The organism is Streptomyces sp. NPDC001351, assembly GCF_042896045.1.
In the GTDB taxonomy this organism is placed as follows: Bacteria; Actinomycetota; Actinomycetes; order Streptomycetales; family Streptomycetaceae; genus Streptomyces.
In genome coordinates, this window is sequence record NZ_JBIAWS010000004.1 from 416,065 (window position 1) to 441,654 (window position 25,590).

The following is a 25,590-nucleotide window of genomic DNA, read 5'->3' on the forward strand; positions in this document are numbered from 1 at the left end:
ACGATTGAACTACCCGTCGGTTACCGCAGGTTGACAGCGTTCCGCCAACAGATCCACGATGTGATCGCACTGGGGCGCATGTGACCAATGGGCCCGGTGTTCCTCAGACCATTCACCCCCGGAGCGGCCGGGCGCGGCGTGCTGCCCTGCGCCGCCGCGCCGGGAACTGCACACGCCAAGATGGGGATCCGCATGTCCACAGCCAGTCGCTGGGGGTCCGGGGGTTATCCCCCGGTAAAACGCAGTACCGCGCGCCGCCTCCTGGGAGCGGGCGCCGCCTCGCTCGCCCTGTGCGCCGCCACCGTCGCCGCGGCCTCGGGAGCCTGGGCCACCGGCACGCCCGGCGGTGACGGCTGGAAGCACGCCGACGGCTACCGGCCCGGCACCGGTGCGGGCACCAAGACGGAGACGGACCGCTGCCAGTTCTCGCTGGACGGCACCAGCTTCTACGACTCGGTCAAGGTCGACGACCAGACCCTGAAGCCCACCGACGACGGCAAGGTCCACATCAAGGTACGTACCGCGGGCGACGCCACGACCTGCACGGCCTCCCTGGCCTCCTACCTCGCCCACGGCCCGTCCTTCGCCACCTCGGGCGAGCAGGTCTTCGTCGACTTCGACTCGGTGACGGCTCTGCAGGGCCAGACCGACTCCCTCGACATCGCCGTGCCGGACGCCGGCTGCTTCGCGCAGATCGACCTCTACCGGGGCGCCGTGAAGTTCGACGGCAAGCCGGACGCGAAGGACGGCTTCGTCCACGGCGACCTGCCCAAGGGCCCCGACCACCCGGTCATCAAGGACAAGCTGATCGCGTCCTGGAACGGCGGCACGAAGGACTGCACGAGCACCGAGTCGCAGCCGCCGTCCAGCCCGCCCGCCTCCGCCCCGGCGTCCGGACAGCCCTCGGCTCCGGCCGGGGAGAGCCCCTCCCCGACCCCGAGCGCCTCCGCGTCGACGCCGAGCGGGACCGACACCCCGGTCGCCTCCGCGTCGACCACCGTCCCCGCGGCCACCGCGAGCGCCGGCGGTGGCCTCGCGCAGACCGGCGGCGGCAGCGACTCCGGCCTCATCGCCGGCGGCGCCGCGGCGCTCCTGGCCGCCGGCGGTGCGATCGTCGTCGTGACCAGGCGCCGCCGGACGGCCCGCTCCTGATCCGCCCCCGCCGGACAGCCCGGCGGACACCCCGATAGCCACTCCCGATACGAACGCCCCGGAGACCCCCGCTCCGGGGCGTTCGTCCTGCCGGATCCGAGGCCCGGTCAGCTCCCGTCCGCCACGCAGTGCCCCAGCAGCAGCCGTACGTCGTCGTCGACGACCCGGTAGCGCACCACGCGCCCCTCCTTCTCGCCCGCCACCACACCGGCCGCCCTGAGCAGGCGCAAGGCCTGTGAGACGGCGGGGTCGTTCATGCCGGTCGCGATCGCCAGATCGGACACGGCCAGCGGGCCCGTGCGGTGCAGGGCGATCAGCAGGGCGAGCCGCTTGGGGTCGGCGAGCAGGGAGAAGCGGTCGGCCCAGGTGCGGACGTGCTCGGCGTCGCCGATGGCCTCGATGGCCTCGCACACCCGGTGGCCGTCGATCGTGCGGCGGTCTGCGCGGTCGGCCGGGACGAGATGCATACGGCCATCCTCGCAGGCACCCGTATGTGATCTTCAATACCTGCGCAGGTATGCAGCTATGCAGGGGACCACCGGCGGCCCTACGGTGGGCGGGCCGTGGTGTTCGGGAAGTCGGTGCCAAGCCGACGCGGCCCTCGCCACTGTGATCGGGGAGTTCGTCGCCCACGTCCCGCGAGGGACAGCCACTGGCCGCCAAGGCGGCTGGGAAGGCGGGCGGCGGACGCACGACCCGTAAGCCAGGAGACCGGCCACGGCATCTCACGAAGTGATCCACGAGGTGCTGGAGCGTGACCGTATGACCCTGCCCGGGACGTCCCTGCCCGAATCCGAGGCGCCCGCCTCCTTCCGCTGGCGGCGCGAGGACACCGTCAAGACGGCCGGGCTGATGGCGGTGATCACCGCCCTGCACGTCGTCGCCTTCGGCATCCTCTTCCTCCTGGTCGTCCCCGGGCACTACGAGGTCGGCAACAAGGCCTTCGGGCTCGGCCTCGGCATCACCGCCTACACCCTCGGCATGCGGCACGCCTTCGACGCCGACCACATCGCCGCCATCGACAACACCACCCGCAAGCTGATGGCCGACGGCAAACGGCCGGTGTCGGTGGGGTTCTGGTTCGCGCTCGGGCACTCCAGTGTGGTCGTGGTGCTGGCGGCGATGATCGCGGGCGGCACCCAGCTCGCCGACAAGGTCATGAACGAGCACTCCCGCACCCACCAGGTGCTCGGCTTCATGGGGACGACGATCTCGGCGACGTTCCTCTATCTCGTCGCCGCGCTGAACCTGGTCGCCCTCGTCGGCATCCTGCGCGTCTTCCGGGCGATGCGGGCGGGGACGTACGACGAGAAGGAGCTGGAACAGCACCTGAACTCACGGGGGTTCATGAACCGGATCCTCGGCCGTCTGACCAGGTCCATCTCCCGCCCCGGCCAGATGTTCCCGCTCGGTTTCCTCTTCGGCCTGGGCTTCGACACGGCGACCGAGGTCACGCTGATGGTGATGGCGGGCTCCGGCGCGGCGGCCGGGCTGCCCTGGTACGCGATCCTGTGCCTTCCGCTGCTCTTCGCGGCCGGCATGAGCCTGTTCGACACGCTCGACGGCACGTTCATGAACTTCGCCTACCAGTGGGCCTTCTCCAACCCCGTGCGCAAGGTGTTCTACAACCTCACCATCACCGGGCTGTCCATCGCCGTCGCCTTCTTCATCGCCACGATGGAACTCTTCGGCCTCGACCTGGCCAACGTCGGCTACATCATCGTCGGCCTGTTCGTGGTGGTGTGGGTGGCGGCGGTGGGGTACTGGAAGGCGGCCCGGGTGGAGCAGCGGTGGGCGGAGCCGGCCGCGCCCCCGGCGGAGCGCTAACGCTCCACCGTCTCCAGGTACAGCTTCACGAACCGCTCGACGTCGACCTCCAACGCCACGTCCACCAAGGGCTGTTCGCGGACACCCTCGTGGATCTCCGACTCTCCGGGGCGGGGGCGGCGGTCGACGATCGTCTGGCCGCGGGTCGGGCCGGGGGCGAGGGCGACCTCGACCGGGAGGAGACGGCTGGTGATGCCCGCGGGGTCGACAACCGTGCAGACCGCGCCCGCGTCGCCGAGACCGCCCGCCTCCTCCGCCTCGGGGGCCTCGCCCTGGTGGGCCGGCCGGTGCGCGAGGAGTTCGCCGGCCAGCCGGGTGCCGGGCTCGGTGCTCGCGCGCAGCCGGTGCACATCGGCGCCGGGGACGACGACCTGCGTGAAGACGTCCAGGCCGTACATCGTGATCGGTACTCCGGCGGTGAGCAGGACGGCCGCCGCCTCCGGGTCGTGCCAGACGTTGAACTCGGCGACCGCCGTGGCGTTCCCGGTGGCCACCGCGCCGCCCATGAACACGATCCGCTCGATGTTGCGGGTGACTTCGGGGTGGGTGCGCAGCAGCAGGGCGATGTTGGTCAGGGGCGCGGTGGGGACGAGGGTGACCGGGCGCGGCGAGGCGAGGATCTCCCGGCGCAGCAGGGTGATCGCGTCCACGTCGGCGGGGGTGCGGGCGGGCGCGGGCAGGCCGAGGTCACCCATGCCGTCGGAGCCGTGCACATGCCGTGCCGAGCGGGCGGGCTCGATCAGCGGGCGCTCGGCGCCCCGGCCGACGGGGATGTCCGGGGCGCCGGCCTGCTCCAGCACGGTGAGGGTGTTGCGGACGACGCCGTCCACGTCCGTGTTCCCGGCGACGCAGGTGACCGCGCGCAGGTCGATCCCCGGGTGGCGTACGGCGAACAGCAGGGCCAGGGCGTCGTCGACACCCGTGTCGCAGTCGATGATCACCGGGATGGGCTGACCGGTCACGGCCTGGCTCCTCTCACTACGACGACACAGATCCTCACGACACGGGCTACGCGTCCTGGGCTACGACAGTGACCTTACGCAGCCGCCCACAGTTCGGCGCCGCGGGTGCCGACGCACGCCGCGATCCGTTCCAGCAGTCGTTCCACCGGGACTGCCCCGGGACGCCGTCCGTCCCGCAGCCGTAGGGCCGCCAGGTCGCCTTCGGCCTCCCGTTCGCCGATCACCGCCTGGTACGGCACCAGGCGCGCCGCCCGGATGCGGGCGCCGAGGCTGCCCTGCCCGGGTCCGGCGAACTCGGCGCGCAGCCCGCGTGCCAGGGCCCGTTGTACGAGGTCGTGCGCCTGTTCCTCCTGGGCCCGGGACACCGGCAGCACGACGAGCTGGACGGGTGCGACCCAGGCCGGGAAGGCTCCGCCGTGCTCCTCGATCATCTGCGCCACCGCCCGCTCCACGCTGCCGATGATGCTGCGGTGGACCATGACCGGCCGGTGTTTCGCGCCGTCGGCGCCGATGTAGTGCAGATCGAAGCGTTCCGGCTGATGGAAGTCGATCTGGACGGTGGAGAGGGTGGCCTCGCGGCCGGCCGAGTCGACGACCTGGACGTCGATCTTGGGCCCGTAGAAGGCGGCCTCGCCCTCCGCCGCCTCGTACGCGACACCAGCGCCCGCCAGCACCTCCTCCAGCAGCCCGGTGGCCCGCTCCCACAGCTTTGGGTCGGCGACGTACTTGCCGCCCTCGCCCGGCAGGGACAGCCGGTAGCGGGACGCGCGGATGCCGAGGTCGGCGTAGGCGCGGCCGATCAGCTCCAGCGCGTCGCGGGCCTCGGCCACCGCCTGCTCCAGGGTGCAGAAGATATGGGCGTCGTTGAGCTGGATGGACCGTACGCGGGTGAGGCCGCCGAGCACCCCGGACAGCTCGGACCGGTACATGCCGCCCAACTCGGCGATACGGAGCGGTAGTTCGCGGTAGCTGTGCGACCGGGACCGGTAGATGAGGGCGTGGTGGGGACAGAGGCTGGGCCGCAGGACGACCTCTTCGCCGCCCAGGTCCATGGGCGGGAACATGTCGTCGCTGTAGTGCGACCAGTGCCCCGAGATCTCGTACAGCTCGCGCTTGCCGAGGAGGGGCGAGTACACGTGGCGGTAGCCGGCCGCGCGTTCCCGGTCGCGGATGTACTCCTCCAGGGCGTGCCGCACGACTGCACCGTCGGGCAGCCAGTACGGCAGCCCCGCGCCCATCAGCGGGTCGGTGTCGAACAGTTCCAGCTCACGGCCGAGCCGACGGTGGTCGTACATGGTCTCTCTCCTCGCGACGGGGGAGGGCGAGCGACCCACGACGAAGCCCCGGGGCACTCGCCCCGGGGCTTCGGACATCCAGTCCATGGATCAGCGCGCCGGGACACTCTCCGGCGTCGTCGTGAGGAACGACCGGTCGCGCTGCATGGGAGGACGGTAACGCGGGGGCGGGAACGGGCGCGACGGGTTTTTGCACGGTGCGTAACCCGGACGGCCCGGCGCGCTGGTGGGGTGTCGTACGCGGTGGTCCCTTGGAGACGTAACCGATCTTGAGGTGGCCAGGAGGCGTCCGATGACTCGCAGCCCGTCCCGTGTCCTCGTCGTCGCCGCGATGTCCGCGGGGGCGCTGGTGAGCGTGAGTGCGTGCGGTCTCATCGTGGGCGTGGACCCGGAACCGGGGGCGAAGAAGCAGTCGCCCACGGCTTCGCACAGTGCCGGGCCCCGTGCGAAGCCGTCCGCCACGGCCCCCGCCGCACCCCCGCCCCTCACCGAGGCGCAGGCTCAGGCCGCGCTGGTGACCCAGGCGGATCTGGGTGCGCCGTGGGCGCCCACGGAGGGGGCCGCGACCTGGCGGGACGGGGTGCTCAAGAGTCACGCCGACGTGCCCGAGTGCCGCAAGCTCCTCGAGGCGCTGTACACGGACGACCTGTTCGGTGCGGACGCCACCGGGACGCGGGCCGTGGTCGGGCTCGACGACGCGATGGACCAGACGCAGCTGCGGTACCAGGTCCTGTCGCTGAAGTCCGCCGCCGTGGCCCGGACGCTGGCCTGGATGCGGACCTTGCCGAAGACCTGCGCCAAGTTCACGGCGGTGACCGGGCGCGGCGCCCTCCAGAACGTCCGGGTCGACGAGGCCGTACTGCCGGTGGTCGGCGACGACCGGCAGGGGCTGCGGGTCACGTTCACGGGTGCGACGGCGACCGGCGAGCAGACCCTGCTCACCCTCGACGTCGCCGTGGTCCGCGTCGGCGACGACACGATCGCCCTGTCCCATGGCGGTACGGGTGACGTGTCCGCCGACACCACGAAGGCCTTCGTCCAGGTGGGCGCGCAGCGGCTGGCCGATGTCAGGAAGCAGCCGCGGCTGCGTGTGTGACCGGTGCCCGGCCGATGGCCGAGGTCTAACCGAGCTTGTCCACGGCGTCCTTGGCCTCCTTCAGGCCCGCCCCTGTCGCCTCCCGGTACACCTTGATCGCCTGGATCTTCTTGCCGTCCCGAACCAGCGCGTTCACCTCGTCCGACCACGGTTCCGGCTCGGTCAGTCCCAAGTGGGCGAGGATGAGGTCGAGTTTGTGCTCGATGCGGGCAACTCGTTTTTCCAGACGGGGGATCCGGCTGTCGAAAAGGTCCATTCCGTGATCATAGTTCCCGGGGTCCCCGGGGTACCGGGGTCCCGCGGTCGCTCAGTCGCCGTCCAGTCGCTCCCGGCGCGAGATCACGTCGTGCGCCACCTCGAGGGTGGTGCGGCCCTGCGCGAAGGCGCGGGCGCGCAGCCGGGCCGAGGCCTCCTCGGCATCGGTGCCGAGCTGCGCCATGACCATGCCGATGGCCTGGTAGACCTCGTCGTGCTCGGTGGCCAGACCGCCCAGCCAGGCCTCCTCGTCGCCGCTGCCGCGCTCCTCCCGCGGCAGAGCAGTGAGGGCGAGCGTCATGACGGCGGCCACGAGCTGGGCACGGCGCAGCTCGTCCTCGGTCAGGTCGCCCGGCGTGTCGCGGTAGAGGTCGAGCGTGCCCACGGTCAGGCCGGCGTCGCTGCCCAGGGGCATGGAGTACACGGCCCGGACGCCGACGGCCACCGCCTGCCGGGCGAACACCGGCCAGCGCTGCTGGTCCCGGCCGGTGGTCAGGTTGCAGGCGAGCACGGGGGCGCCGGTCCGGTAGACGTACAGCCACGGGCCGTCACCGAGAGTGGTCTGGGCGTCCGCGAGATACGAGGCGAGGGAGTTGCTCGCGGCGAGCCGGATGGGTATGCCGCTGCCGCGCAGCGACACGCTCGCGCCGACGACCGGCAGCAGCTTCACCGCCACCGCGCACAACCGGGCGGGTGTCTCCCCGGGACGGGCGTCGCGCACCACCTCGGCGATCACGTCGACGGCCCTGACCGCGTCCACGCCCATCGCCTCCTCCGATCGCAGCGGGGCCTGCATCTGAGGACGCTGCCCGACTACCCATGCACCGGGGGGCGAAACGCTGTCGGCCTGCCGACCAGGCAAATAACCCCTGGTCGAGGTCACAGAGGAGGCTGTGCGGGTGCCGGGCCGAGGGTGGTGGTGCCGGGGGCCGTACGGTGGCCGAGGCCCGTGCGGTACGCGTCCAGGGCCGCCTCCACCCGGCCGGTGCGGCGCAGCAGATCGCCGAGCAGCCGGCACAGGTCGGCCAGGTCGCCGGCCGCGCCCGCCCGCTCCAGCATGCTCAGGGCACGGACGTAGTGCTCCTCGGCGGCCTCCGTGTCGCCGGCGTCCTCGGCGATGATGCCCAGCAGCCGGTGGGCCGCGGCGGAGTGCAGGGCGCCGCGCTCGGGGCCGAGAGCGTCGCTGAGCACGTCCCGCAGGAGGGCTGCGGCCTCGTCGGACTTGCCGCGCCGGTGCAGTACGTCGGCGAGCTCGACGGCGACCTGACTGCTGTAGAGCGCGGCGCGCCCCGCGGAGAGCATGTCGAGCGCCTTCCTCAACTCTCCCTCCGCGCGGTCGAGTTCGCCGTTCTGGGCGCACACGTAGCCCCGCATCCAGTGGCAGTTGGCCAGTTCGGTGCGGATCTGGAGGGTGCGGTACAGCTCGGCGGCCTTGGCGAGGGAGGCGTCGGCCTCGGCGATACGGCCCTCGGCGAGCAGGGTGCGGGCCACCGAGCGGTGCATACGGGCGACGAGCGCGGGGTCCCCGGACTGCGGGGCGAGGGCGAGCGCGAACTCGGCGGCCTGGGCGGCGCGGGCCTGGGCGCCCATGTCCATGTAGGGGCCGATGACGCTGGCGTAGAGGAGGAGCAGCGCGTCCGGGTCGTGCAGTCCGCCGCGGTTCAGCTCGTCCAGGGCGGACTCCAGCAGGTAGACGGCGTAACGGAGTTCACCGGCCAGGTAGTGGGAGACGGCCCGACCGCGCAGGGCGGGCACCCGGGCGGGCAGCGGCGCGTCGGCGAGTGCGCGCTCGGAGCGCTCGAAGTACTGCCGGGCGACCTCCAGCTCTCCGGTGTCCAGGGCGCATTCGCCGAGCCCGAGCAGGGCGACCGCCTGGACGTCGACGAGGTCGTGGCGCTCGGCCTCGGCGAGCAGCGCCGCGTACTGCTCCGCCGCCTGCTCGGCCTCGCCGCCGGCGAGCGTGCGCTGCGCCTCGGTCAGCCCGAGGCGCAGATCGGTGGCGAGGCGGGCCGGACGTCCGGTGACCAGCTCGTCGTAGGCGATGCCGAGGCGCTCGGCGATGTGCCTGAGCGCCTCGCCGGAGGGGCGGACCCGGCCGGCCTCCAGGGTGGAGATGTAGGCGGGGGTGTAGGCGGGCTCCGCCAACTGCCGTTGCGTGAGCCCGCGTTCGGACCGCAACTGCTGGACTCTGCGACCTATGGTCACCGGATCGTCACGGTCCGACACGACAACTCCCCCTGAACCTCTTGCCGTTGGCCCCCGTCGACCTCTACGTTAAACGGCGTCTTAAGCACGTTTAATACAACACTGTTGAGACGCTGTTGAGAGGTTGCCGTGCTCCGACACATCTCCGAGCGTTACGCCCGAGGGTTCGGCGCGGCCATCGTCGCAGTGGCCGCCCTGGTCCTGGCAGCCAACGCGGGCCCGGCCAAGGCGGCCGACACGAGGCCGGCCGGGCAGGTGCAGCAGGTCCACCACGGGGGCTGACCAGGCGGCACGACCAGCCGCCCTCGCCCCGCCGGGGGCTTCCCGCCGCCCACGCGCGTCGATCAGTCGGGTGAAAAGCCACCCCGAATTTGACGGAAAGCCCTTTCCTCCGGCCTTGCAGCTTGCCAGTCTTCGTCCCGCACCCGGATGTCATGTCCGGAACGAACGGACCGTCGACTGGAGCCCCCATGCCCCCAGCAGTCAGCAGCGCCAGGTCCCGCCGCCTCGCCAGGGCCGCCGCCGTCACCGGCAGCGCCGCCGCACTCGCCCTCGCCGTGGCGGGCAGCGCCTCTGCAGGTGTGCTGCAGAACCTGCCCGAGAACGCGACCTCGTTCGAGAAGAACTTCGAGCCGGTCTACGACTACGACACGGACAGCTGCCAGCCGGCCGCCGCGATCGACCCGAGCGGCAATCTCAACGGCGGTCTCAAGCCGACCGGCCCGATCACCGGCGAGTGCCGCTCCGGCCACCTCGGGCACGCCAACACCTACTCGCGGTCCAAGTGCAACAACGGCTGGTGCGGGATCATCTACGCCAGCTACTTCGAGAAGGACGAGGCCTCCCCGGGCATCGGCCACCGCCACGACTGGGAGTGCATGGTCGTCTGGGTCCAGGACGGCGCGTCCACCCCGGCGTATCTGTCGGCCTCCCGGCACGGCGGCTTCAGCACCCACCCGATGGCCGACGTCCCGATGAGCGGGCAGCGCGTCGAGGCCGTCTACCACAAGGACGGCGCGTCCACCCACGCCTTCCGCTTCGCCAAGTGGGGCGAGACGCCGGAGAACGAGACCGGTGCCTGGCACCAGGAGAACCTGCTCAGCTGGTCCGAACTGGCGTCCACGCTGCGCGACAAGCTGAACGCCTCCGACTGGGGCAGCGCGAACTTCCCGCTCCAGGACGCGAAGTTCGCCGACCACCTGAACAAGGCCAAGCCGAGCGGCATCACCTTCGACCCGTACGCCTGACCGGCATCCGACCGGCACCCGACCCGCAGATCACGGGCAGACGACGGGCTCGCGGAAGTTGATTACCCCCATGAACCGGGGTGCCGATCAACTCTCCGCCTGCCAGGCTCTTGCACCGGGGCCCACCCCCCTGGCCCCGCGGCCGCCGACGCACACTCCCCCCTTCGCGTCGGCGGCCGCATCCTCGTTCCCGGGCCGTCGCAATATGAGGCACCCCGCCCTCCCCGAGCCCGGCGCCGCCTACGCTGCCCCCATGCCGTCACCCGCCGCCCGCACCGCGCTGGACCTCACCGCCGATCTCCCGGTGTCCGACCTGGAGGACTTCTACCGGGACCTGCACCGCCACCCCGAGCTGTCGCTCCAGGAGCACCGCACGGCCGCCAAGCTGGCCGAGCGGCTCACCAAGGCGGGTTACGAGACCGCCGAGGGCGTCGGCGGCACCGGAGTCGCGGGCGTCCTGCGCAACGGCGAGGGCCCGACGGTCCTGCTGCGCGCCGACATGGACGCGCTGCCGGTGCACGAGGAGACGGGCCTGCCGTACGCCTCCTCCGCGCCCGGCGTGATGCACGCCTGCGGGCACGACCTGCATGTGACCTGGCTGGCGGGCGCGGCCGCGGCGCTGGCCGCCGGGCGCGACACCTGGTCCGGCACCCTGCTGGTGGTGGGCCAGCCCGCCGAGGAGACCGGCCAGGGCGCCCAGGGGATGATCGCGGACGGCCTGTACGAGCGCTTCCCGCGCCCGGACGTCCTGCTCGGCCAGCACGCGGCGCCCGGGCCCGTCGGCTTCTACGCCCACTCGCCCGGCCTGATCATGTCGGCGTCGACGGACATCGACATCGTCCTGCACGGCCGCGGCGGCCACGGCTCCCGTCCCGAGACGACCGTCGACCCCGTCGTCACCGCCGCCTACCTCGTCACCCGTCTCCAGACGGTCGTCTCCCGGGAGATCGCCGCCCGCGAGTCCGCCGTGCTCACCGTCGGCCGGATCGAGGCGGGCACCCGGCACAACATCATCCCGTCCGAGGCGCGCATCGCCCTCAATCTGCGCACCCAGTCCGACGACGTGCGCGAGCGGATGATCGCGGCGATCCGGCGCATCGCGGCGGGCGAGGCCCTGACCGCAGGCTGCCCGCGGGAGCCGGAGATCACGGTCGGCGCGACCTTCCCCGTGACCACGAACGACGCCGACACCGACCGGCGGATCGCCGCCGTGCACGAGGAGGTGCTCGGGGCCGGGACGGTCCTCGACTTCGGCCCGGTGATGGGCAGCGAGGACTTCCCGCACCTGGCGCACGGCGGGATCCCGTACTCCTACTGGTTCGTCACGACCACCCCGGCCGCCGTGTGGGACGCGGCGCCCGGCAGCGACCTGATGGAGAAGTTCCTGGCGGTCCCGAGCAACCACAGCCCGCACTTCGCACCGGATCTGTCGACGGTCACGCCGGGCGTACGGACGCTGGTGTCGGGCGCACTCGCGTACCTCACGTAGCCCGCGCATCTCACGTAGCCCGCGTATCTCACGTGGCTCACTTGTCTCACGGAGTGATCGCGCTCCTACACTCACCGCGTGAACAACTACAAGTGCACCTATTGCGGCACCATCGGCCTGATGGACGGTTTCATCGAGGACGAGGGCCAGGGTGCGCGCGGTTACGCGCGCTGGATCGAGGGTGCGTTGGAGCGGGGACCCCTCGGAGGCGCCAAGCGGATGGGTCGGCCCAAGCGGCAGATCGAGGCGTACCGCTGCCCCCAGTGCGGGCATCTGGAGCTGTTCGCCACCGCCGAGATGTAGGGGCCCGGTCAGCAGCCCTGGGTCTGCAACTGCCGCAGCTGTCGCCGCACATGGTCCAGCGCCCCCTGCCTGCGCCCCGGCACCCGCGAGCGCAACTCGGCGAGCGACGCCCCGAGTTCCCGCGCCGCGGCCGCGTCCCGGACCTGCCCCCACTGGTGGTGCGCCCGGTCCACGGCCGCCTCCACGGCGGGCGCGTCCGCCGCCTGCCCCGCCGCCAGCCGCGCGGCGGCCACCCCGAGCCAGGTCCGGCAGCTGCGCACCGGATCCCCGGCGAACATCGCCAGATCCGCCCGCACTTCGGCCCAGTGCAGGGCCTCTTCGGACCCCGGCCCGTGCGCACGTACGGCGACTTGCTCGTGGTACGCGGCGAGAGCATCGGCGTCGGGGTGACGGCCTGCTTGGACGGCGGCGGAGACGGCGGAGTGGGGATCGGAGTGGGCGGTGTGGGCGGTGTGGGCGGTGTGGGCATCCGGCCCGCCAGCGCCACTTGGCCGCCGGCCGGCATCTTTCAGCCCGTCCGGCGTTTGAGGACGAGGCCGTTCAGGCCGATACGGGGGTCTGGGGGCGAAGCCCCCAGGTACGGGAGCGCCCACGCCGGGCGTGCCCAGCACCAGGTCCGCATGCCCCTCCGCCCCCACACGGCCCAGCGCCAGCTGATGCAGCTCCGCAGGTGCCGGCCGCCGGCCGCTGCGCAGAATCGTCGCCACGGCCTTCATATACGCGGGCACCGCCACCGCCCGCCGCGCCGGCGGAGGTGCCACGCGGCCGTAGACGGCGTTGTTGGCCCCGCAGTCGAGCGGAGCGCTCCGTAGCCACTCCCAGGCCTCGGCATCCGCGTGCACATCCAGGAAAAGCGTGGTGGAACCAACCGCCCGCAGCCGCAGTTCCTCCCGGATCCAGTGCCATGGCAGCCCGGTGTAGCGCACCGTCGCGGGCGTCGTACGGGCCAGCGCCAGATGCGGCAGCCGCTGACGGCGGTCGAGCTGGAGCTGCCCGGTGACGAAGACGGTGAGCGGCCCCGGGGACCCCGCGGCGGCCCGCAAGCGGGTGAGCACGGCCTGCGGTTCCAGCGGGTCGGCGAGTTCGACGACGTTCGCCGTGTCCGTGCCGGACAGCACGGCGGGCGGGACGGCCGCGAGGACGGGAAGCACGGACGCCGCGTCCACCAGGCACCCCTTGCCCGCCGGGGACGCGGCGAGCAGCAGCACGGTTCCGGGCATCGTTCCCTCCCCATCCCCCGTCGATCACTTACGGCAGCACCGTAACCGCTGCGGGTGCAAAGGCGGGTGTCAGGACCGAAATCGTCCGGTGCGCCTCAGGACGCCAGGTACCGCCGCACCTCGCCCACTTCGTCCCGCCTGCCGATCGCGAGCGCGACCCAGGAGCCGTCCGGGAAGGCGAGGTCCACCCGGTTGCGGTGGCGAGCGGGGTGCGGCTCGCTGCGCAGGCGGACCACATGCCGCGGATACTCCGCGAAGAGCTCGGGGGTCTCGTGCTCCCGCGACGACGAGGAGCTGAGCAGCAGTACTCGGCGGTCGGTGAACGTCAGCAGGAAACGGTCGTTCTCGTAGCTCCCGCGCCGGTCACCCGAACGCACCGCGATCACGAACCGCCCCGCGTCGCTCTCCCAGCCGCCCTGCCACACCCGGCCGCGCACCAGCCGCCACATGCCGAAGCCGCGCCAGAACCAGTCCTCCACCTTCTCCACCGGGGCCATCAGCACAGCACCCGCCGCAGCAATCCAGTACAAGGGAAGCAACAGCACCCCCAGGCCCCGGAAACTCCGGTCCTCCGTCCCGTGCCCGGGCGGACGCGGCGGCCGGTGGCGGCGCGGAACCCGCTCCGGCGCCAACGGGTCAAGACCGGCCGAGAAGGCACGGTGAAGCTGCTCACCGCGCGGGAGGGACCGGGCGACGTACTCGTCAGGTCGCACGTCCCGTTCCGTAGTCATCAGCCGAAGTCCTCTTCGATAGTGCGCTTGTTCACCCGGTAGGGCTGGTCGTCGGCGAGCCGCTGGTCCCGCTCCCAGGCCTCCTTCACGGTGTCGCTCTGCAGCGCCTCCTTGAGGGGCTCCTTCGGGTCTCCGGTGAGCCCGGGGGCCTCGCCGAAGAGGGGCTTGAAGACATGCTCCTTGAGCTGCTTCATCCCTTCGTGGTGGGCGGCCCACACGAGGCCCTTGTGCGTACCCTCACCACCCATGCCGCGGATGCCGGCCATCTTGCGGACACCCTTGGCGGCCTTGCGCACGTCCTTGAAGGTCTTCTCCCCCTTCTTCATGTCCTTCACGGCGTCCATCAGTTCCCGAAGCGCCTTGCCGAGCTTGGAGGAGACCTGTTCCACCCGCTCCACGTAGACGGCGACCTCGGCGTCCACCGCGAGCGCGTCCACGGCCGTGGCGAGGCCCGCCGTCAGCAGGTCGGTGATGAGTCCCGCGGCCACCGTCATGGCGATCATCTCGATCGCCTCGCGGATGATGGCGACGACGGTGTCCTCGGCGAGCTTGCACTCCTTCGCGGCGCTGCCCAGGATCTCCGCCGTCCGGCCCATGTCCTCGGCGGTCTGATCGATGGCGTCGACGAACTCGCCCATGCCGCGGCCGAAGGACGCCGAAGCCTCCCCCTCCCAGTGCTCGGGGAGCTTCGCGGCACCCATGCGCAGGGCGTCGGCCAGCGACTGGAGCGCCTTGGCCTGGTCGTGCCAGCTCTGCGCCGCTTCATGCAGCCGCGCCGGCATGCCGGTGACCTTCTCCAGCTCGTCGAGCATGCCGGTCGCCTCCAGGACGCCCCGGACGAGGTCGTCGATGCCGGCGTCCAGGCCGTGTTCCTCGCTGGGCCCCACGTCCTCCAGCGGCGGGAGCGGCGCGGGTTCCTTCCTCGTCCAGGCGTAGGCGGCTGCCGTGTCGCTCATGCGCCGATGCCGTCCATCCCCTGGCCGAGGTCGTACTCGTTGCTCAGATACTGGCCGCCGACGTCCCGGAGCCCCTTGGCCACGTCCGCCAGGACGGAGACGAGGTCCTGCACGTTGTGCTCGGCGGCGGCCGCGTGCTCCAGATAGGCGGAGTGCAGTTCGTCGGAGTCCGGCAGCTTGCCGAACGCGCCGCCCGGCACGGTGATGTGGGCGAGCGCCGAGGCCACCCGCGGCAGGTCGTCGAGGTGTTGCTCGGCCTGTGCCGCGAACTTGAGCAGTATGTCCGGGTCGACGTGGAAGCCGTCCCCCATGAGTCCCCCATTGTTTGCAAGCGCGTGCGTTGCTCCCCGGAGTCTAGGAACGCGCGGTAGCGGCCTCGCCAAACCAGGGAAAAGGGAGATCCAATCCCGGTCAAGATCGCGCAAAAATGTCCCTCGCCCCTGCCCGGGCGAACCACACCCGGGAACTGCCCCCGCCCACCGACTTGCCAGGCCCTGCCTCCAGGTGTGCTCTGGTAGGCAGGGGCGAGGAGAGAGAGGAGTGCTCTCATGGCTCAAGCGGCACCCACGTCCGGCGGAATGATGGGCAAGGTCAGGCGGAACCGCGCGGCCCGGCCCACGCGCACCCCCGACCTGTTCGACGAGCGTGTCCACACCCTGGGGCGGTACGGCATCCCCGTCGCCCTCGGGCTCGTCTACGGCTTCTGGGCCGCGGCCAACCGGCGCGGCGGCGGCCCCGTCACCGGCTGGAACATCCTGTTCGGCTTCGTCACGGCGGCCGTGTTCATCGTGCTGTGCATCGCCGTCGCGACGTTCGCACCGCTGCTCAAGCGTGAACTGCACTCACTGGTGAAGTCCTGCTTCGCGGGCGCCGCGGTCGCCTTCCTCTACAGCCAGACCGGCGAGTCGGTCTACCGCTCGGTGGCCCTGGGCGTGGTCGTCACGGCGGGCGTCTTCCTGGTGTTCTTCTACCGCTACTACACGCGCGAGGACGCCGTCGGCAACCGCATCCGCTGACCGGCAGCACGAAGACCTGCCCGGCGGATCAAACCGGCTGCAGGACTGCGCCTTCCGGCGTCCCCGAGCGGCGACATGGAGGCCCGCTCGCTCGAGCGAGGCCGAGAGTGAGGGAGAGCGCCGACGACGCCGCTGGAGGTCCCCACCCGCCCCTGAGGCACCGGGGGAGCGCGGCCAGGGCGCGCGAGCCAATCTGATCCGCCGGACAAGCCCCGGGGTGCGGCGCGCCCGGACGGAACCCATATGGGGGCGCCCCGCTCGCGCGCCCCGCTCCCGGGCCGTTGCCTGGAGACGTGGCCCCCAAGCGACCTGAGCGCCTGCGGCACGCCCTGTCGGCGGCACTGATCGCCCTCGCGTGTCTGCTGGCGCCGTGCGGCACCCTCGCGGCCTGGGCGGCGTACGACCTGACCGACACGAGCCGCTACGTCACGACGATGGCGCCGCTCGCCGGGGACCCCGCCGTGCGGGACGCGGTCGCGGACACCGTCGGCGCCGGGATCATGGAGAAGGTCGACGGCCGGGGGGACGTACGGCCGCTGCGGGGCACCGTGCGCCCCTTCGTGCACGACGCGGTGCACTCCTTCACCGGCACCGAGGCCTTCCGGCTGGCCTGGGACTCCGGGAACCGGGCGGTCCACGACGCGGTGCTGCGCGCCCTGCGCGACGAGAGCGACCGCGACGTCACCGTCGACCTCGCCCCTGTCACCGCCCAGGTCAAGCATCAACTCGCCGTGGAACACGTTCCGTTGGCGAACCGCATCCCGGTCGAGCACACCGAGGTCGCGGTGCTCCCGGCCCAGGAACTGGACCGCTTCCGGAAGGGATTCCACGTGCTGGAAGTCGCCGGTTTCTGGCTGCCCGTGGCGGCCGTCGTCTTCGCCGTGACCGGGATCGCCGTCGCCGCCTGCCGCCGCCGCGCGGTCACCGCGACCGCCCTCGGCACGGCACTCGGCGGCGCGCTGCTCGCCCTCGCCGTCACCATCGGCCGCCACCTCACCCTCGCCGACCTCCCCGACGAAACCCAGCAGCCGGCCGCGGCCGCCGTCTACGACGCCCTGACGGCCACCCTCCGCCACACGTGCTGGCTCCTGATCGCCCTGGGCCTGACGGTCGCCCTGGCGGCTTGGCTAGCGGGACGCTTCGCGCCCCATAGGGGCGCGGGACATCATCGATCTGCGGCTCCGCCGCGATGGGGGTCCCCCCGCTCGAGCGAAGCCGAGAGTGGGGGAGCGACCAGCCACGAAGCACCCGCAGACGAATCCCAAGACCTACAACGGAGCCCTTAGCGCCAACCCGGCGAGCACCCCCAGCGCCCGCTCCAGATCAGGCAAAGCAGCCGAAGCGAGACCAAGCCGGACGGCATCCGGGGTCCGCTTGGGATCAACCACAAAAGCAGTGCCCGGCGTGACGGCGACCCCATGCACGGCCGCCGCCGCGGCAAAGGTGTCAGCTCGCCATCCCGCAGGCAGCTCCCACCAGGCAAAATAGCCCAGCGGAGCGCCCCGCACCCGAAACCCCTCCAGCTGCTCGGCAACCAGCCGCTGCCGGCGCGCCGCATCCTCCCGCTTGGCCGCCACCAGCCGCTCCACCGTCCCGTCCCCGATCCACCGCACCCCCGCCTCCAGCGCGAACCGCCCGGCACTCCACCCCCCGGACCGCACCGCGGCCGCCACCGCATCCACCCGATGCGCCGGTACGACGAGAAAGCCGGCCGTGAGCCCGGGCGCGACCCGCTTGGAGAGGCCGTCGACGACATGGGTGAGGTGAGGCGCGTACGCGGCGAGCGGGTCGGTGGCCTCGGCCGGGTCGGCGAGGAAGGACCAGATGCGGTCCTCCACGACGGGGATGTCCAAGTCGCTGACGACCTCGGCGAGTTGACGCCGCCGCGCCTCACCCGTCGTCATGGACGTGGGGTTGTGCAGGGTCGGCTGGACGTACAGCGCCGACAAGGGAGCGGCCCGGTGGGCGGCCGCGACCGACTCCGGACGCAGCCCACCCTCGTCCGTGTCCAGCGGGACCAGCCGGACGCCCAGCCGGCCCGCGATCTCCTTGACCAGCGGATACGTCAGCTCCTCGACCCCCACCCGGCCGCCCGGCCGGACCAGGGAGGCGAGGGCGGCGGCGATGGCCTGGCGGGCGTTGCCCGTGAAGAGCAGTCGCTCGGGGGCCGGGCGCCAGCCGGGTGTGGCGAGCAGGGCCGCCACCGCCTCGCGGGCCTGCGCGGTCCCGGCGGCGGGGGCCGGGCGCAGGGCCTCGGTGAGGACGTCGGGGCGCAGCATCGGCGCGAGGGCGGGGGCGAGCAGCTCCGACTGGCCGGGCGCGGAAGGGTAGTTGAGCTCCATGTTCACCGGGGCCGCGGTCGCCGGTTCGGTGAACGCCCGCCCGGCGGGTCCGGTCCGGGCGGCCCGTACGAAGGTGCCGCGGCCGACCTCGCCGACGACCAGCCCCCGCCGGACCAGCTCGCCGTAGGCCCGCTCCGCCGTGGAGGCCGCGATCCCGTGCCGCCGGGCGAACTTCCGCTGCGGGGGCAGCCGTTCGCCCGGCCGGAGCCGTCCGGCGGCGATGTCGTCGGCTATGCGGTCGGCTATCCGCCGGTACGCGTCCACCAGGCCCCCCTGTTGTTGCCGTTGTCCGGCATTGCACCGAGGGCAAAGATCTTATTGCACTGAGGAATTGGGCCGTCCTAGGGTCGATGTCATGTCAACCCCGCTGGTCCTCGTCCACGGCCACCCCTTCGACCACACGATGTGGAACCCGCAGCTGGAGACCTTCTCCGGCTCCCGCCGGGTGATCGCCCCCGACCTGCGCGGGTACGGCTCCTCCCCCTCCTCCGAGGAGGTCACACGCTTCGAGCAGTTCGCGCAGGACCTCGCGGCGCTGCTGGACGAGCTGGGGGTGGACTCGTGCGTGCTCGCCGGGCTCTCCATGGGCGGCCAGATCGTCATGGACTTCTACCGGCAGTTCCCCGGCCGCGTGCGGGGCCTGGTCCTCGCCGACACCTTCCCTGCGCCGGAGACACCCGACGGCGTCGAAGTGCGTCACGCCATGGCCGACCGCCTGCTGCGGGAGGGCATGCGCGGATACGCCGACGAAGTCCTGGAGAAGATGGTCGCGCCGTACGCCTCCGCCGAGGTCAAGGCGCATGTCCACCGCATGATGACGGCCACCCGTCCTCAGTCCGCCGCGGCGGCCCTGCGCGCCCGCGCCGCCCGGCCCGACTACCGCGAGCTGCTCACCGCCGTCACGGTCCCGGCCCTGGTGGTCGTGGGCGCCGACGACACGTACACCCCGGTCGCCGACGCCGAGGCGATGCACGCGGCGCTCCCCGACTCGACGCTCCACGTCATCGAGGGCACGGCCCACATGCCGAACCTGGAGCGGCCGAAGGAGTTCAACGAGGCGCTGGAGAGTCTCCTGGCGCGCGTCGACTCCGCCGGGGGATGATTCGGGCATCCCACTCGTGAGCGGAGGGCCCGGACGTGGACACTGCGGCTGCCGAGTGGACCACTGCGCGCGAGAGCGAGCCGGTACGGCGGGCCGGGCGGCGCTTCACGGCCTGGTGCGCGGGGCTGCTGCTGGCCGCGGTGAGCGTGGTCGTCGGCTGCCGGGCCGCCGACAGCGACGGCTTCACCCCGGTCCCCCAGGTCCTCGCCTTCCTGCCCTGGCTGCTCGCGCCCGCCGGGCTGGCCCTGCTCCTCGCGCTGCTGGGCCGCTGGCGCCTCGGCATGGTCTGGGCGCTCGTCGTCCTCGGGCTGCTGGCGTGGTTCATCGAGCCGTACGGGAGGACGGACGAGCCCGGCGGCGCCCCCGTCGCCGAGTTCAAGGTGCTGACCTCGAACGTCGAGTTCGGGCGCGGGACGGGCTCCCTGGTCCCCGAGATCCGGCGGCACAGGCCGGACCTCGTGTTCGTGGAGGAGTGCGAGTACACCTGCCAGGCCCGGCTGAAGCGGGACTTCGGCGCCGACTACCCGTACCGGCAGGCCGTGGTGGCCGGCGGCAGCCACGGCTCGATCATCCTCAGCCGCTTCCCGCTCAAGGCCACGGCGGGCGTGACCGGGACCATGGGCATGCCCGGCGCCGTCGCCGATGTGCGCGGACATGCCGTACGGCTCCAGCTGGCGCACCCCATGCCGCCGCTGCCCGGCCAGGTCGGCCTCTGGCGCAGGGAACTCGGACGGCTGCGGGACGCTGCCGCCGCCGCCCGCACGCCCATGATCCTGGCCGGCGACTTCAACGCCTCCCAGGACCACGCCGCCTTCCGCCGCGTCCTCGACACCGGCCTGCACGACGCCGCCCGCCTCGCGGGCCACCCCCGCACCCCCAGCTGGCCCGCCCGCACGGCCCCGACCTTCGGCACCCAGATCGACCACGTCCTCGTCTCCCGGGACTTCTCGGCGAACACCGCCCACTTCCTGGACCTGACCGACACCGACCACCGCGCACTGCTCGTGGACGTCACGCTTCACCAGCACGGATGAGCCGACGCGGGGTGCGAGAGCCGGCTCGGCAGGCGCCGGCTCATCGGGAGTGGCTGGAATGCGGGGGTATGCCCACCCGGGCTGCACCGCCCCTCCCATGGGTCATGTGGTCATGTTTCGGAGCCGTACGCGTACCCGATCGGCACGCTTGATCAGCTCTGTTCAGACACCGCGTCGACCTGCCACGATCAAGCCATGGCTGACCTGTCGAAGATCGCAGATCGTTTGGACACCGCGATGGACCTGACGGGCCCGGTGATCGGCGTCATCCTGCTGGTGGTGGGCATGGATACGTACCGCGACGGTGGATCCGTGGGTTGGCCCATCGCGGGCGCGGTGCTGCTTGTGATCAATCTCTGGGTGGCCGGGCGCCGGCTCGTCGGCCGCAGGAACACGAACACCTCGTCGTAGCGACGGGGTGAGGTACAGGCACCGACTCTCCCCGCAGCTCTGCTCAGTGTGCGGGCGTGAAGCCGACGGACGGGTCGAGGTGGAACGCGGAGCCTGGTGCTGTCGGTGTCCAACCCTTGCGCAGGGCAAGCCGAACGGCCTCGGCCGCCCCGGACGTCAGTACAGGTTCGGCCTCGCGACCGATCCAATTGCTCGGATGCGGCTGGTTGGTGGTGAACACAGGCGTCGCCCCCAGGGTGTCCGTGTCCGCATGCTCGACCGCGAACGTGCACGGCGACCAGGCCATGGCACCCCCTCCAACGGAAGACGGTAGCCGCCACCCGGCAGCAGCCCATGGGGTCCAGCCGCTTCCACGCACAACTCACAACCCGCAGAGATCCCACGAAGCGCGCAAGGACAGGAAGCAGTGAGACATACCCACCCTCCCCAAGATCGCCATCTGGGGCCGCTAACCTTACGTGTCCGTCCTGGCCAGGGATTGACGGGATCAACTCACGCGAAGGGTTGCGCACATGGGCATTCTCACTCTCCTGCGGAACGCGTTCGGCAGGTCACGCAAGGGGCGTGACGCCGAAGCAGAGGGTGCGGACCTCACCCCTTCGCACACTCCGGAACCAACGGTCCCGGCACCCTCCCCCGAGCCGCAGCCGACCCCGTCCGCCCAGGTCCCGGAGCCGCGCTCGTCGTCCCAGGAGGACCAGGACGAGCACGAACTGGTCTCGGCGGCCTTTGACAACGTCACGGTTCCGAGGCCGTCGGAGCCGGTGGACCAGGTGACCGCGGAGCCGACGGTCGACGAGCCGTCCGAGCCGGCGGCGGAGACGCAGCCCGAGCACGAGAAGCAGCCGGAACCGGCCACCGAGGCCGCCCCGGAGCCGACCCGGGCCGCCGAGGTCGAGGCCGAGGAGCCGGAGCAGACGGCTGAGCCGGTGGCGGAGGCCGAGCCGGAGGCGGAGGTCGTTCCCGAGCCTGTCGCAGAGCCCGAGCCGGTCGCGGAGATCGCCCCCGAGCCCGAGCCCACGCAGGTCGTGGAGGCCGAGGAGCCGGAGCAGACCGCGGCACCGGAGCAGACCCCGGAGGCCGCCCCCGAGCCGAAGCCCGAGCCGGTCGCCGCAGCTGAGGAGCCCGTCGCGGAGGCCGAGGAGCCGGAGCAGGCCCCCGAGCCCGTAGCCCCCGCGGCCGAGGCGGACGAGCCCGCGGCCGCCGACGGCGAGGAAGCCCCGCAGGGGCCACCCGCAGCCGACGACGAAAGCAGCACGGGCGGTGCGGGTGGGAACGACCCCGCCGAAGGCGAAGCCGAGGCGGAAGCCAAACCCGCGCCCGAGGCGCAGCCAGAAGCCGAGGCGGAAGCCGAACCCGCGCCCGAGGCGCAGCCGGAAGCCGAGGCGGAGCCCGAGCCGACGGCGGCAGCCGAGGAGCCGGAGCCGGCCCCCGAGCCCGCAGCCGCAGCCGCCGCCGCGCCGAAGGCCGACGCCCCCGCAGCCGCCCTCGCGAAGGCCGGCCTCACCACCGCCCGCGCCAAGGTCTACCTGGTCCTCGACCGCTCCGCGAGCATGCGCTCGTACTACAAGGACGGCTCCGCCCAGGCCCTGGCCGACCAGACCCTCGCCCTCGCCGAGCACCTCGACCCCGCCGGCAGCGAGAAGGCCTCCGTCCACGTCGTCTTCTTCTCCACCGAGGTCGACGGCACCACCGACCTCACCCCGGCCTCCCCCGAGACCGCCATCGACGACGCCCACGCCGGCCTCGGCCGCATGGGCCGTACCAGCTACCACGCCGCCGTGGAAGCGGTCCTCGCCCACTACGACGCCAACATCCCCGACGCGAAGACCCCCGCCCTGGTGATCTTCCAGACGGACGGCGCCCCGGACGCGAAGACCCCCGCCACCCAGGCCCTCACCGACGCAGCGAAGACCCACCCCTCGGTGTTCTTCTCCTTCGTCGCGTTCGGCGACCACGACAACAAGGCCTTCGACTACCTCCGCAAACTGAAGACCGACAACACGGCCTTCTTCCACGCGGGCCCCACCCCCCTGGAGCTCACGGACGCCGAGCTCTACGACGGCGTACTGATCGACTGGCGCCCGTAACGCCTCGCCCCGGTGCCGCCCGCTTCTCACCCCGTAAAACGGGAGGCGGGCGGCACACCCATGTCGGCTACGATTTCAAGGTTCGCAAAGAACCAAGAACCCCTGAATCCGACCTGGGAGCAGCCCCCGATGGCTCGACACCTCATCACCAGCGCCCTTCCGTACATCAACGGAATCAAGCACCTGGGCAACATGGTGGGGTCCATGCTCCCGGCGGACGTGTACTCCCGGTACCTCCGCCAGCGCGGCCACGACGTCCTGTACATCTGCGCGACGGACGAGCACGGCACCCCCGCCGAGCTCGCGGCCAAGGAGCAGGGCATCCCCGTGGACGAGTTCTGCGCCCAGGCGCACGACGCCCAGAAGGCGGTCTACGACGGCTTCGCCCTCGCCTTCGACTACTTCGGCCGCAGCTCCTCCCCGCAGAACGTCGAGATCACCCAGCACTTCGCCCGCCGCCTCAACGAGAACGGCTTCATCGAGGAGCGGGCGATCCGCCAGGTCTACAGCCCCGCCGACGGCCGCTTCCTGCCGGACCGCTACGTCGAGGGCACCTGCCCCCACTGCGGCTACGACAAGGCCCGCGGCGACCAGTGCGAGAACTGCACCCGTGTACTGGACCCGACCGACCTGATCAACCCGCGCTCGGCGATCTCCGGCTCCACGGAGCTGGAGGTCCGTGAGACCAAGCACCTCTTCCTCCTCCAGTCCAAGCTGGAGAACGAGGTGCGCGAGTGGGTGGCCCGCCACGACAAGGACTGGCCGCAGCTGGCCTCCTCCATCGCCCACAAGTGGCTGACCGAGGGCCTGCACGACCGCGCGATCACCCGCGACCTGGACTGGGGCGTCCCGGTCCCGGCCGACACCTGGCCGGAGCTGGCCGCGGAGGGCAAGGTCTTCTACGTCTGGTTCGACGCCCCGATCGAGTACATCGGCGCGACGAAGGAGTGGTCGGACCAGGACCCGTCGACCCGCGACTGGAAGTCGTGGTGGTACGACGTCGACACCGACGTCCGCTACACGGAGTTCATGGCGAAGGACAACGTCCCCTTCCACACGGTGATGTTCCCAGCGACCGAGCTCGGCGTCCGTGAGCCGTGGAAGAAGGTCGACTACGTCAAGGCCTTCAACTGGCTGACGTACTACGGCGGGAAGTTCTCCACGTCCCAGAAGCGGGGCGTCTTCACCGACCAGGCCCTGGACATCCTCCCGGCGGACTACTGGCGCTACTTCCTGATCGCCAACGCCCCCGAGTCGGACGACTCGTCCTTCACCTGGGAGCACTTCACGGCGACGGTCAACAAGGACCTGGCGGACACCCTCGGCAACTTCGTCAACCGTGTGCTGTCGTTCTCCAAGAAGCGCTTCGGCGAGGAGGTCCCGGCGGGCGGCGAGCCGGGGGAGGCGGAGCGGAAGCTGGGCGCGCAGATCGCGGAGCTCCTCGCGGAGTACGAGTCCCAGCTGGAGTCCCTCCAGTTCCGCAAGGCGGCCGCGGCCCTGCGCGCCCTGTGGTCGGCGGGCAACTCCTACCTGGAGGAGAAGGCCCCCTGGCTGGAGATCAAGACCGACAAGGACGGCGCGGCCCTGACCCTGCGCACGGCGATGAATCTGATCCACCTCTACGCGGTGGTCTCGGAACCGTTCATCCCGACGACGTCGGCCACCATGCGCCAGGCCTTCGCCCTCCCCGCCGACACAGCAACCTGGGTCTCCCCGACCGAGGCGAAGTCCCTGACCGCCGTCCCCGCGGGCACGCCCTTCACGGTCCCGCCGGTCCTGTTCGCCAAGCTGACGGACGAGGACCTGGAGACGTACAAGGAGCGCTTCGGCGGCGAGCCGGCCTGACACCCTCACGCCCCTGGGCCCGGAACCGAACGGTTCCGGGCCCTCTCTCTTTGGTCCCCAAGGGGGCGAAGCAGAAAGGTAGTTACGATCCACGTGAACCGCGACGCGGACTACGCCTTCGCACGCCATCGGGCCACTGAGTCTGAGTAGGAACCGTGAGAGACAGGGGCTCGAGAGGCAGAACAGCTTTCCGAGCACCGTATTGTTCGGCCATGGCAGTGCCCGAAGTCGTCCCGATCGCCTACGTGCCCCGGCACCGGACCGAGTCCATCGGCCGGTACGCGCAGGGGCAGTTCCTGGCATCGATCACCTATGCCTTCCCCCAGGGGTTCCGCCCCGACGACGGCTGGGAAGAGCACAAACGTCTCTACACGGTGCTCCACACCTTCGACGCCGAGGGCGAGTACCGCGACTCGGAGATCTGGTGTGCCGGCACCTGGGCCGAGCAGCAGCGCAATCCGAACGGCGAGGACTCGGTGCTCACCCGCGCCCGTGTCCACCTGGCGAAACTGCTGCGCAGCCTGCCCCGGCGCTCCTACACGGACATCGCGATACGTCCGTTCCAACTCACCGTGGACGGCGTGCTGTTCGGCCTGGTGACCGGTCAGGACGAGGAGGGCAGCTGGGCCGAGCTCTACCCGGACCGTCTGTTCTTCGCCTCGCCCTGGGACGGCTCGTACGACACCTAGTCCGGACCTGGCCGCCAGGAGAGAACTCCGGCCGTCCCGGCGGCCGCGGTGCACGGCGCCGTACCGGGCGACTTCAACGGGGACGGCTACCGCGACGCCGTCCTGCCCGCACCGGGCGCGAACGTGTCCGGCAAAACGGCGGCCGGTGCGGTCGTCGTCCTCTACGGGTCGGCCTCCGGCCTGTCGGCCACCCATCGTAAGACGATCACCCAGAACACCCCCGGAGTGCCGGGCACCAGCGAGGCCTACGCCCGCTTCGGCGCCGCCACAGCCACGGCCGCCCTGAACCGGGACGGCTACGGCTGAGCGACCTGAGCGGCGGT

The 25,590-nt window shown here is 71.7% G+C and carries 28 protein-coding genes and 1 riboswitch; of the genes, 16 read left to right on the forward strand and 12 right to left on the reverse strand.

From position 1 onward, the window contains the following. Positions 1-192 precede the first annotated feature (192 nt). Positions 193-1,152, forward strand: coding sequence for an LAETG motif-containing sortase-dependent surface protein (locus ACFY1U_RS16850; RefSeq protein ID WP_390694878.1), 960 nt, complete (start codon positions 193-195; stop codon positions 1,150-1,152). Between the two features lie 107 nt (positions 1,153-1,259). On the opposite strand, the gene ACFY1U_RS16855 is transcribed toward ACFY1U_RS16850, so the two are convergent. Further along, a complete protein-coding gene (locus ACFY1U_RS16855; protein ID WP_390694879.1) occupies positions 1,260-1,619 on the reverse strand; it encodes an ArsR/SmtB family transcription factor in 360 nt (119 codons plus the stop codon). A gap of 80 nt (positions 1,620-1,699) precedes the next feature. Then, positions 1,700-1,887: riboswitch (cobalamin riboswitch) on the forward strand. Positions 1,888-1,914: 27 nt separating this feature from the next. Between ACFY1U_RS16855 and ACFY1U_RS16860 the strand changes: the two genes are divergently transcribed. Next, positions 1,915-2,979, forward strand: a complete 1,065-nt coding sequence (locus ACFY1U_RS16860; protein ID WP_390694880.1) for a HoxN/HupN/NixA family nickel/cobalt transporter — start codon at positions 1,915-1,917, stop codon at positions 2,977-2,979. Here ACFY1U_RS16860 and ACFY1U_RS16865 read toward each other — a convergent pair. Both ACFY1U_RS16865 and thrS read right to left on the reverse strand, forming a co-directional pair. After that, complete coding sequence (locus ACFY1U_RS16865) at positions 2,976-3,941, reverse strand: nucleoside hydrolase (RefSeq protein ID WP_389072532.1); 966 nt, start codon at positions 3,939-3,941, stop codon at positions 2,976-2,978. The genes ACFY1U_RS16860 and ACFY1U_RS16865 overlap by 4 nt on opposite strands. A gap of 74 nt (positions 3,942-4,015) precedes the next feature. Further along, complete coding sequence (thrS, locus tag ACFY1U_RS16870; RefSeq protein ID WP_390694881.1) at positions 4,016-5,236, reverse strand: threonine--tRNA ligase; 1,221 nt, start codon at positions 5,234-5,236, stop codon at positions 4,016-4,018. 292 nt (positions 5,237-5,528) lie between these two features. Between thrS and ACFY1U_RS16875 the strand changes: the two genes are divergently transcribed. Continuing rightward, complete coding sequence (locus ACFY1U_RS16875; protein WP_390694882.1) at positions 5,529-6,332, forward strand: hypothetical protein; 804 nt, start codon at positions 5,529-5,531, stop codon at positions 6,330-6,332. 25 nt (positions 6,333-6,357) lie between these two features. On the opposite strand, the gene ACFY1U_RS16880 is transcribed toward ACFY1U_RS16875, so the two are convergent. The 3 genes from ACFY1U_RS16880 to ACFY1U_RS16890 form a co-directional block, all read right to left on the reverse strand. Next, a complete protein-coding gene (locus ACFY1U_RS16880; protein ID WP_390694883.1) occupies positions 6,358-6,588 on the reverse strand; it encodes a ribosomal protein L7/L12 in 231 nt (76 codons plus the stop codon). A gap of 51 nt (positions 6,589-6,639) precedes the next feature. Continuing rightward, positions 6,640-7,383, reverse strand: coding sequence for a GAF and ANTAR domain-containing protein (locus ACFY1U_RS16885; RefSeq protein WP_390694884.1), 744 nt, complete (start codon positions 7,381-7,383; stop codon positions 6,640-6,642). Positions 7,384-7,466: 83 nt separating this feature from the next. Then, positions 7,467-8,813, reverse strand: a complete 1,347-nt coding sequence (locus ACFY1U_RS16890) for a tetratricopeptide repeat protein (protein ID WP_390694885.1) — start codon at positions 8,811-8,813, stop codon at positions 7,467-7,469. Positions 8,814-8,921: 108 nt separating this feature from the next. On the opposite strand from ACFY1U_RS16890, the gene ACFY1U_RS16895 reads away from it, so the two are divergent. The 4 genes from ACFY1U_RS16895 (at position 8,922) to ACFY1U_RS16910 (ending at position 11,831) form a co-directional block, all read left to right on the forward strand. Further along, complete coding sequence (locus ACFY1U_RS16895; protein ID WP_390694886.1) at positions 8,922-9,074, forward strand: hypothetical protein; 153 nt, start codon at positions 8,922-8,924, stop codon at positions 9,072-9,074. A gap of 188 nt (positions 9,075-9,262) precedes the next feature. Further along, the gene (locus ACFY1U_RS16900; RefSeq protein WP_390694887.1) at positions 9,263-10,039 is read left to right on the forward strand and encodes an NPP1 family protein; all 777 of its coding nucleotides are present in this window, start codon (positions 9,263-9,265) and stop codon (positions 10,037-10,039) included. A 253-nt stretch (positions 10,040-10,292) separates the two neighbouring features. Beyond that, positions 10,293-11,528, forward strand: a complete 1,236-nt coding sequence (locus ACFY1U_RS16905) for an amidohydrolase (protein ID WP_390694888.1) — start codon at positions 10,293-10,295, stop codon at positions 11,526-11,528. A gap of 78 nt (positions 11,529-11,606) precedes the next feature. Then, positions 11,607-11,831 carry a hypothetical protein gene (locus ACFY1U_RS16910; protein ID WP_390694889.1) on the forward strand — a complete coding sequence of 75 codons (225 nt, stop codon included), beginning with the start codon at positions 11,607-11,609 and terminating at the stop codon, positions 11,829-11,831. A gap of 8 nt (positions 11,832-11,839) precedes the next feature. On the opposite strand, the gene ACFY1U_RS16915 is transcribed toward ACFY1U_RS16910, so the two are convergent. From ACFY1U_RS16915 to ACFY1U_RS16930, 4 genes are all read right to left on the reverse strand, one after another. Beyond that, the gene (locus ACFY1U_RS16915; RefSeq protein ID WP_390694890.1) at positions 11,840-13,051 is read right to left on the reverse strand and encodes a hypothetical protein; all 1,212 of its coding nucleotides are present in this window, start codon (positions 13,049-13,051) and stop codon (positions 11,840-11,842) included. Between the two features lie 95 nt (positions 13,052-13,146). Then, positions 13,147-13,782, reverse strand: a complete 636-nt coding sequence (locus ACFY1U_RS16920; RefSeq protein ID WP_390694891.1) for a hypothetical protein — start codon at positions 13,780-13,782, stop codon at positions 13,147-13,149. Continuing rightward, complete coding sequence (locus ACFY1U_RS16925; protein WP_390694892.1) at positions 13,782-14,738, reverse strand: WXG100 family type VII secretion target; 957 nt, start codon at positions 14,736-14,738, stop codon at positions 13,782-13,784. Before ACFY1U_RS16925 ends, ACFY1U_RS16920 begins: the two co-directional genes overlap by 1 nt. After that, positions 14,735-15,049, reverse strand: coding sequence for a hypothetical protein (locus tag ACFY1U_RS16930; RefSeq protein WP_390694893.1), 315 nt, complete (start codon positions 15,047-15,049; stop codon positions 14,735-14,737). Before ACFY1U_RS16930 ends, ACFY1U_RS16925 begins: the two co-directional genes overlap by 4 nt. Positions 15,050-15,286: 237 nt before the next feature. Here ACFY1U_RS16930 and ACFY1U_RS16935 point away from each other — a divergent pair, with 237 nt between their 5' ends. After that, positions 15,287-15,754 (forward strand): hypothetical protein, encoded by a 468-nt coding sequence (locus ACFY1U_RS16935; protein WP_390694894.1) that lies wholly within the window; start codon positions 15,287-15,289, stop codon positions 15,752-15,754. 293 nt (positions 15,755-16,047) lie between these two features. Then, a complete protein-coding gene (locus ACFY1U_RS16940) occupies positions 16,048-17,040 on the forward strand; it encodes a hypothetical protein (RefSeq protein ID WP_390694895.1) in 993 nt (330 codons plus the stop codon). Here the strand turns inward: ACFY1U_RS16940 and ACFY1U_RS16945 are convergent. Beyond that, positions 17,023-18,360: a PLP-dependent aminotransferase family protein gene (locus tag ACFY1U_RS16945; RefSeq protein ID WP_390694896.1), complete on the reverse strand. Its 1,338-nt coding sequence runs from the start codon at positions 18,358-18,360 to the stop codon at positions 17,023-17,025. The genes ACFY1U_RS16940 and ACFY1U_RS16945 overlap by 18 nt on opposite strands. Before the next feature lie 91 nt (positions 18,361-18,451). On the opposite strand from ACFY1U_RS16945, the gene ACFY1U_RS16950 reads away from it, so the two are divergent. The 3 genes from ACFY1U_RS16950 (at position 18,452) to ACFY1U_RS16960 (ending at position 20,643) form a co-directional block, all read left to right on the forward strand. Next, entirely contained in the window at positions 18,452-19,198 is a 747-nt protein-coding gene (locus tag ACFY1U_RS16950) for an alpha/beta fold hydrolase (protein WP_390694897.1), read from the forward strand. 35 nt (positions 19,199-19,233) lie between these two features. Continuing rightward, positions 19,234-20,232, forward strand: coding sequence for an endonuclease/exonuclease/phosphatase family protein (locus tag ACFY1U_RS16955; protein ID WP_390694898.1), 999 nt, complete (start codon positions 19,234-19,236; stop codon positions 20,230-20,232). 195 nt (positions 20,233-20,427) lie between these two features. Continuing rightward, entirely contained in the window at positions 20,428-20,643 is a 216-nt protein-coding gene (locus tag ACFY1U_RS16960; RefSeq protein WP_390694899.1) for a hypothetical protein, read from the forward strand. A gap of 43 nt (positions 20,644-20,686) precedes the next feature. Here ACFY1U_RS16960 and ACFY1U_RS16965 read toward each other — a convergent pair whose 3' ends face one another. After that, positions 20,687-20,929, reverse strand: coding sequence for a hypothetical protein (locus ACFY1U_RS16965; RefSeq protein WP_390694900.1), 243 nt, complete (start codon positions 20,927-20,929; stop codon positions 20,687-20,689). Between the two features lie 226 nt (positions 20,930-21,155). On the opposite strand from ACFY1U_RS16965, the gene ACFY1U_RS16970 reads away from it, so the two are divergent. The 4 genes from ACFY1U_RS16970 to ACFY1U_RS16985 all read left to right on the forward strand — a co-directional run bounded on the left by ACFY1U_RS16970 (position 21,156) and on the right by ACFY1U_RS16985 (position 25,573). Next, the gene (locus ACFY1U_RS16970; protein WP_390694901.1) at positions 21,156-22,733 is read left to right on the forward strand and encodes a VWA domain-containing protein; all 1,578 of its coding nucleotides are present in this window, start codon (positions 21,156-21,158) and stop codon (positions 22,731-22,733) included. A gap of 129 nt (positions 22,734-22,862) precedes the next feature. After that, positions 22,863-24,578 (forward strand): methionine--tRNA ligase, encoded by a 1,716-nt coding sequence (metG, locus tag ACFY1U_RS16975; RefSeq protein ID WP_390694902.1) that lies wholly within the window; start codon positions 22,863-22,865, stop codon positions 24,576-24,578. A 212-nt stretch (positions 24,579-24,790) separates the two neighbouring features. Beyond that, positions 24,791-25,267, forward strand: a complete 477-nt coding sequence (locus ACFY1U_RS16980; protein WP_390694903.1) for a hypothetical protein — start codon at positions 24,791-24,793, stop codon at positions 25,265-25,267. A gap of 48 nt (positions 25,268-25,315) precedes the next feature. After that, on the forward strand, positions 25,316-25,573 hold the full coding sequence (locus ACFY1U_RS16985; RefSeq protein WP_390694904.1) for an integrin alpha: 258 nt from the start codon (positions 25,316-25,318) through the stop codon (positions 25,571-25,573). Positions 25,574-25,590: the final 17 nt, after the last annotated feature.

Excerpts from the sequence above, each read along its gene's own strand:
- ACFY1U_RS16850 (WP_390694878.1), top strand. The coding sequence starts at position 193 with ATGTCCACAGCCAGTCGCTGGGGGTCCGGGGGTTATCCCCCGGTAAAA.
- ACFY1U_RS16855 (WP_390694879.1), bottom strand. The coding sequence starts at position 1,619 with ATGCATCTCGTCCCGGCCGACCGCGCAGACCGCCGCACGATCGACGGC.
- ACFY1U_RS16860 (WP_390694880.1), top strand. The coding sequence starts at position 1,915 with ATGACCCTGCCCGGGACGTCCCTGCCCGAATCCGAGGCGCCCGCCTCC.
- thrS (WP_390694881.1), bottom strand. The coding sequence starts at position 5,236 with ATGTACGACCACCGTCGGCTCGGCCGTGAGCTGGAACTGTTCGACACC.
- ACFY1U_RS16875 (WP_390694882.1), top strand. The coding sequence starts at position 5,529 with ATGACTCGCAGCCCGTCCCGTGTCCTCGTCGTCGCCGCGATGTCCGCG.
- ACFY1U_RS16880 (WP_390694883.1), bottom strand. The coding sequence starts at position 6,588 with ATGGACCTTTTCGACAGCCGGATCCCCCGTCTGGAAAAACGAGTTGCC.
- ACFY1U_RS16885 (WP_390694884.1), bottom strand. The coding sequence starts at position 7,383 with ATGCAGGCCCCGCTGCGATCGGAGGAGGCGATGGGCGTGGACGCGGTC.
- ACFY1U_RS16900 (WP_390694887.1), top strand. The coding sequence starts at position 9,263 with ATGCCCCCAGCAGTCAGCAGCGCCAGGTCCCGCCGCCTCGCCAGGGCC.
- ACFY1U_RS16905 (WP_390694888.1), top strand. The coding sequence starts at position 10,293 with ATGCCGTCACCCGCCGCCCGCACCGCGCTGGACCTCACCGCCGATCTC.
- ACFY1U_RS16915 (WP_390694890.1), bottom strand. The coding sequence starts at position 13,051 with ATGCCCGGAACCGTGCTGCTGCTCGCCGCGTCCCCGGCGGGCAAGGGG.
- ACFY1U_RS16920 (WP_390694891.1), bottom strand. The coding sequence starts at position 13,782 with ATGACTACGGAACGGGACGTGCGACCTGACGAGTACGTCGCCCGGTCC.
- ACFY1U_RS16925 (WP_390694892.1), bottom strand. The coding sequence starts at position 14,738 with ATGAGCGACACGGCAGCCGCCTACGCCTGGACGAGGAAGGAACCCGCG.
- ACFY1U_RS16930 (WP_390694893.1), bottom strand. The coding sequence starts at position 15,049 with ATGGGGGACGGCTTCCACGTCGACCCGGACATACTGCTCAAGTTCGCG.
- ACFY1U_RS16935 (WP_390694894.1), top strand. The coding sequence starts at position 15,287 with ATGGCTCAAGCGGCACCCACGTCCGGCGGAATGATGGGCAAGGTCAGG.
- ACFY1U_RS16950 (WP_390694897.1), top strand. The coding sequence starts at position 18,452 with ATGTCAACCCCGCTGGTCCTCGTCCACGGCCACCCCTTCGACCACACG.
- ACFY1U_RS16960 (WP_390694899.1), top strand. The coding sequence starts at position 20,428 with ATGGCTGACCTGTCGAAGATCGCAGATCGTTTGGACACCGCGATGGAC.
- ACFY1U_RS16965 (WP_390694900.1), bottom strand. The coding sequence starts at position 20,929 with ATGGCCTGGTCGCCGTGCACGTTCGCGGTCGAGCATGCGGACACGGAC.
- ACFY1U_RS16970 (WP_390694901.1), top strand. The coding sequence starts at position 21,156 with ATGGGCATTCTCACTCTCCTGCGGAACGCGTTCGGCAGGTCACGCAAG.
- metG (WP_390694902.1), top strand. The coding sequence starts at position 22,863 with ATGGCTCGACACCTCATCACCAGCGCCCTTCCGTACATCAACGGAATC.
- ACFY1U_RS16980 (WP_390694903.1), top strand. The coding sequence starts at position 24,791 with ATGGCAGTGCCCGAAGTCGTCCCGATCGCCTACGTGCCCCGGCACCGG.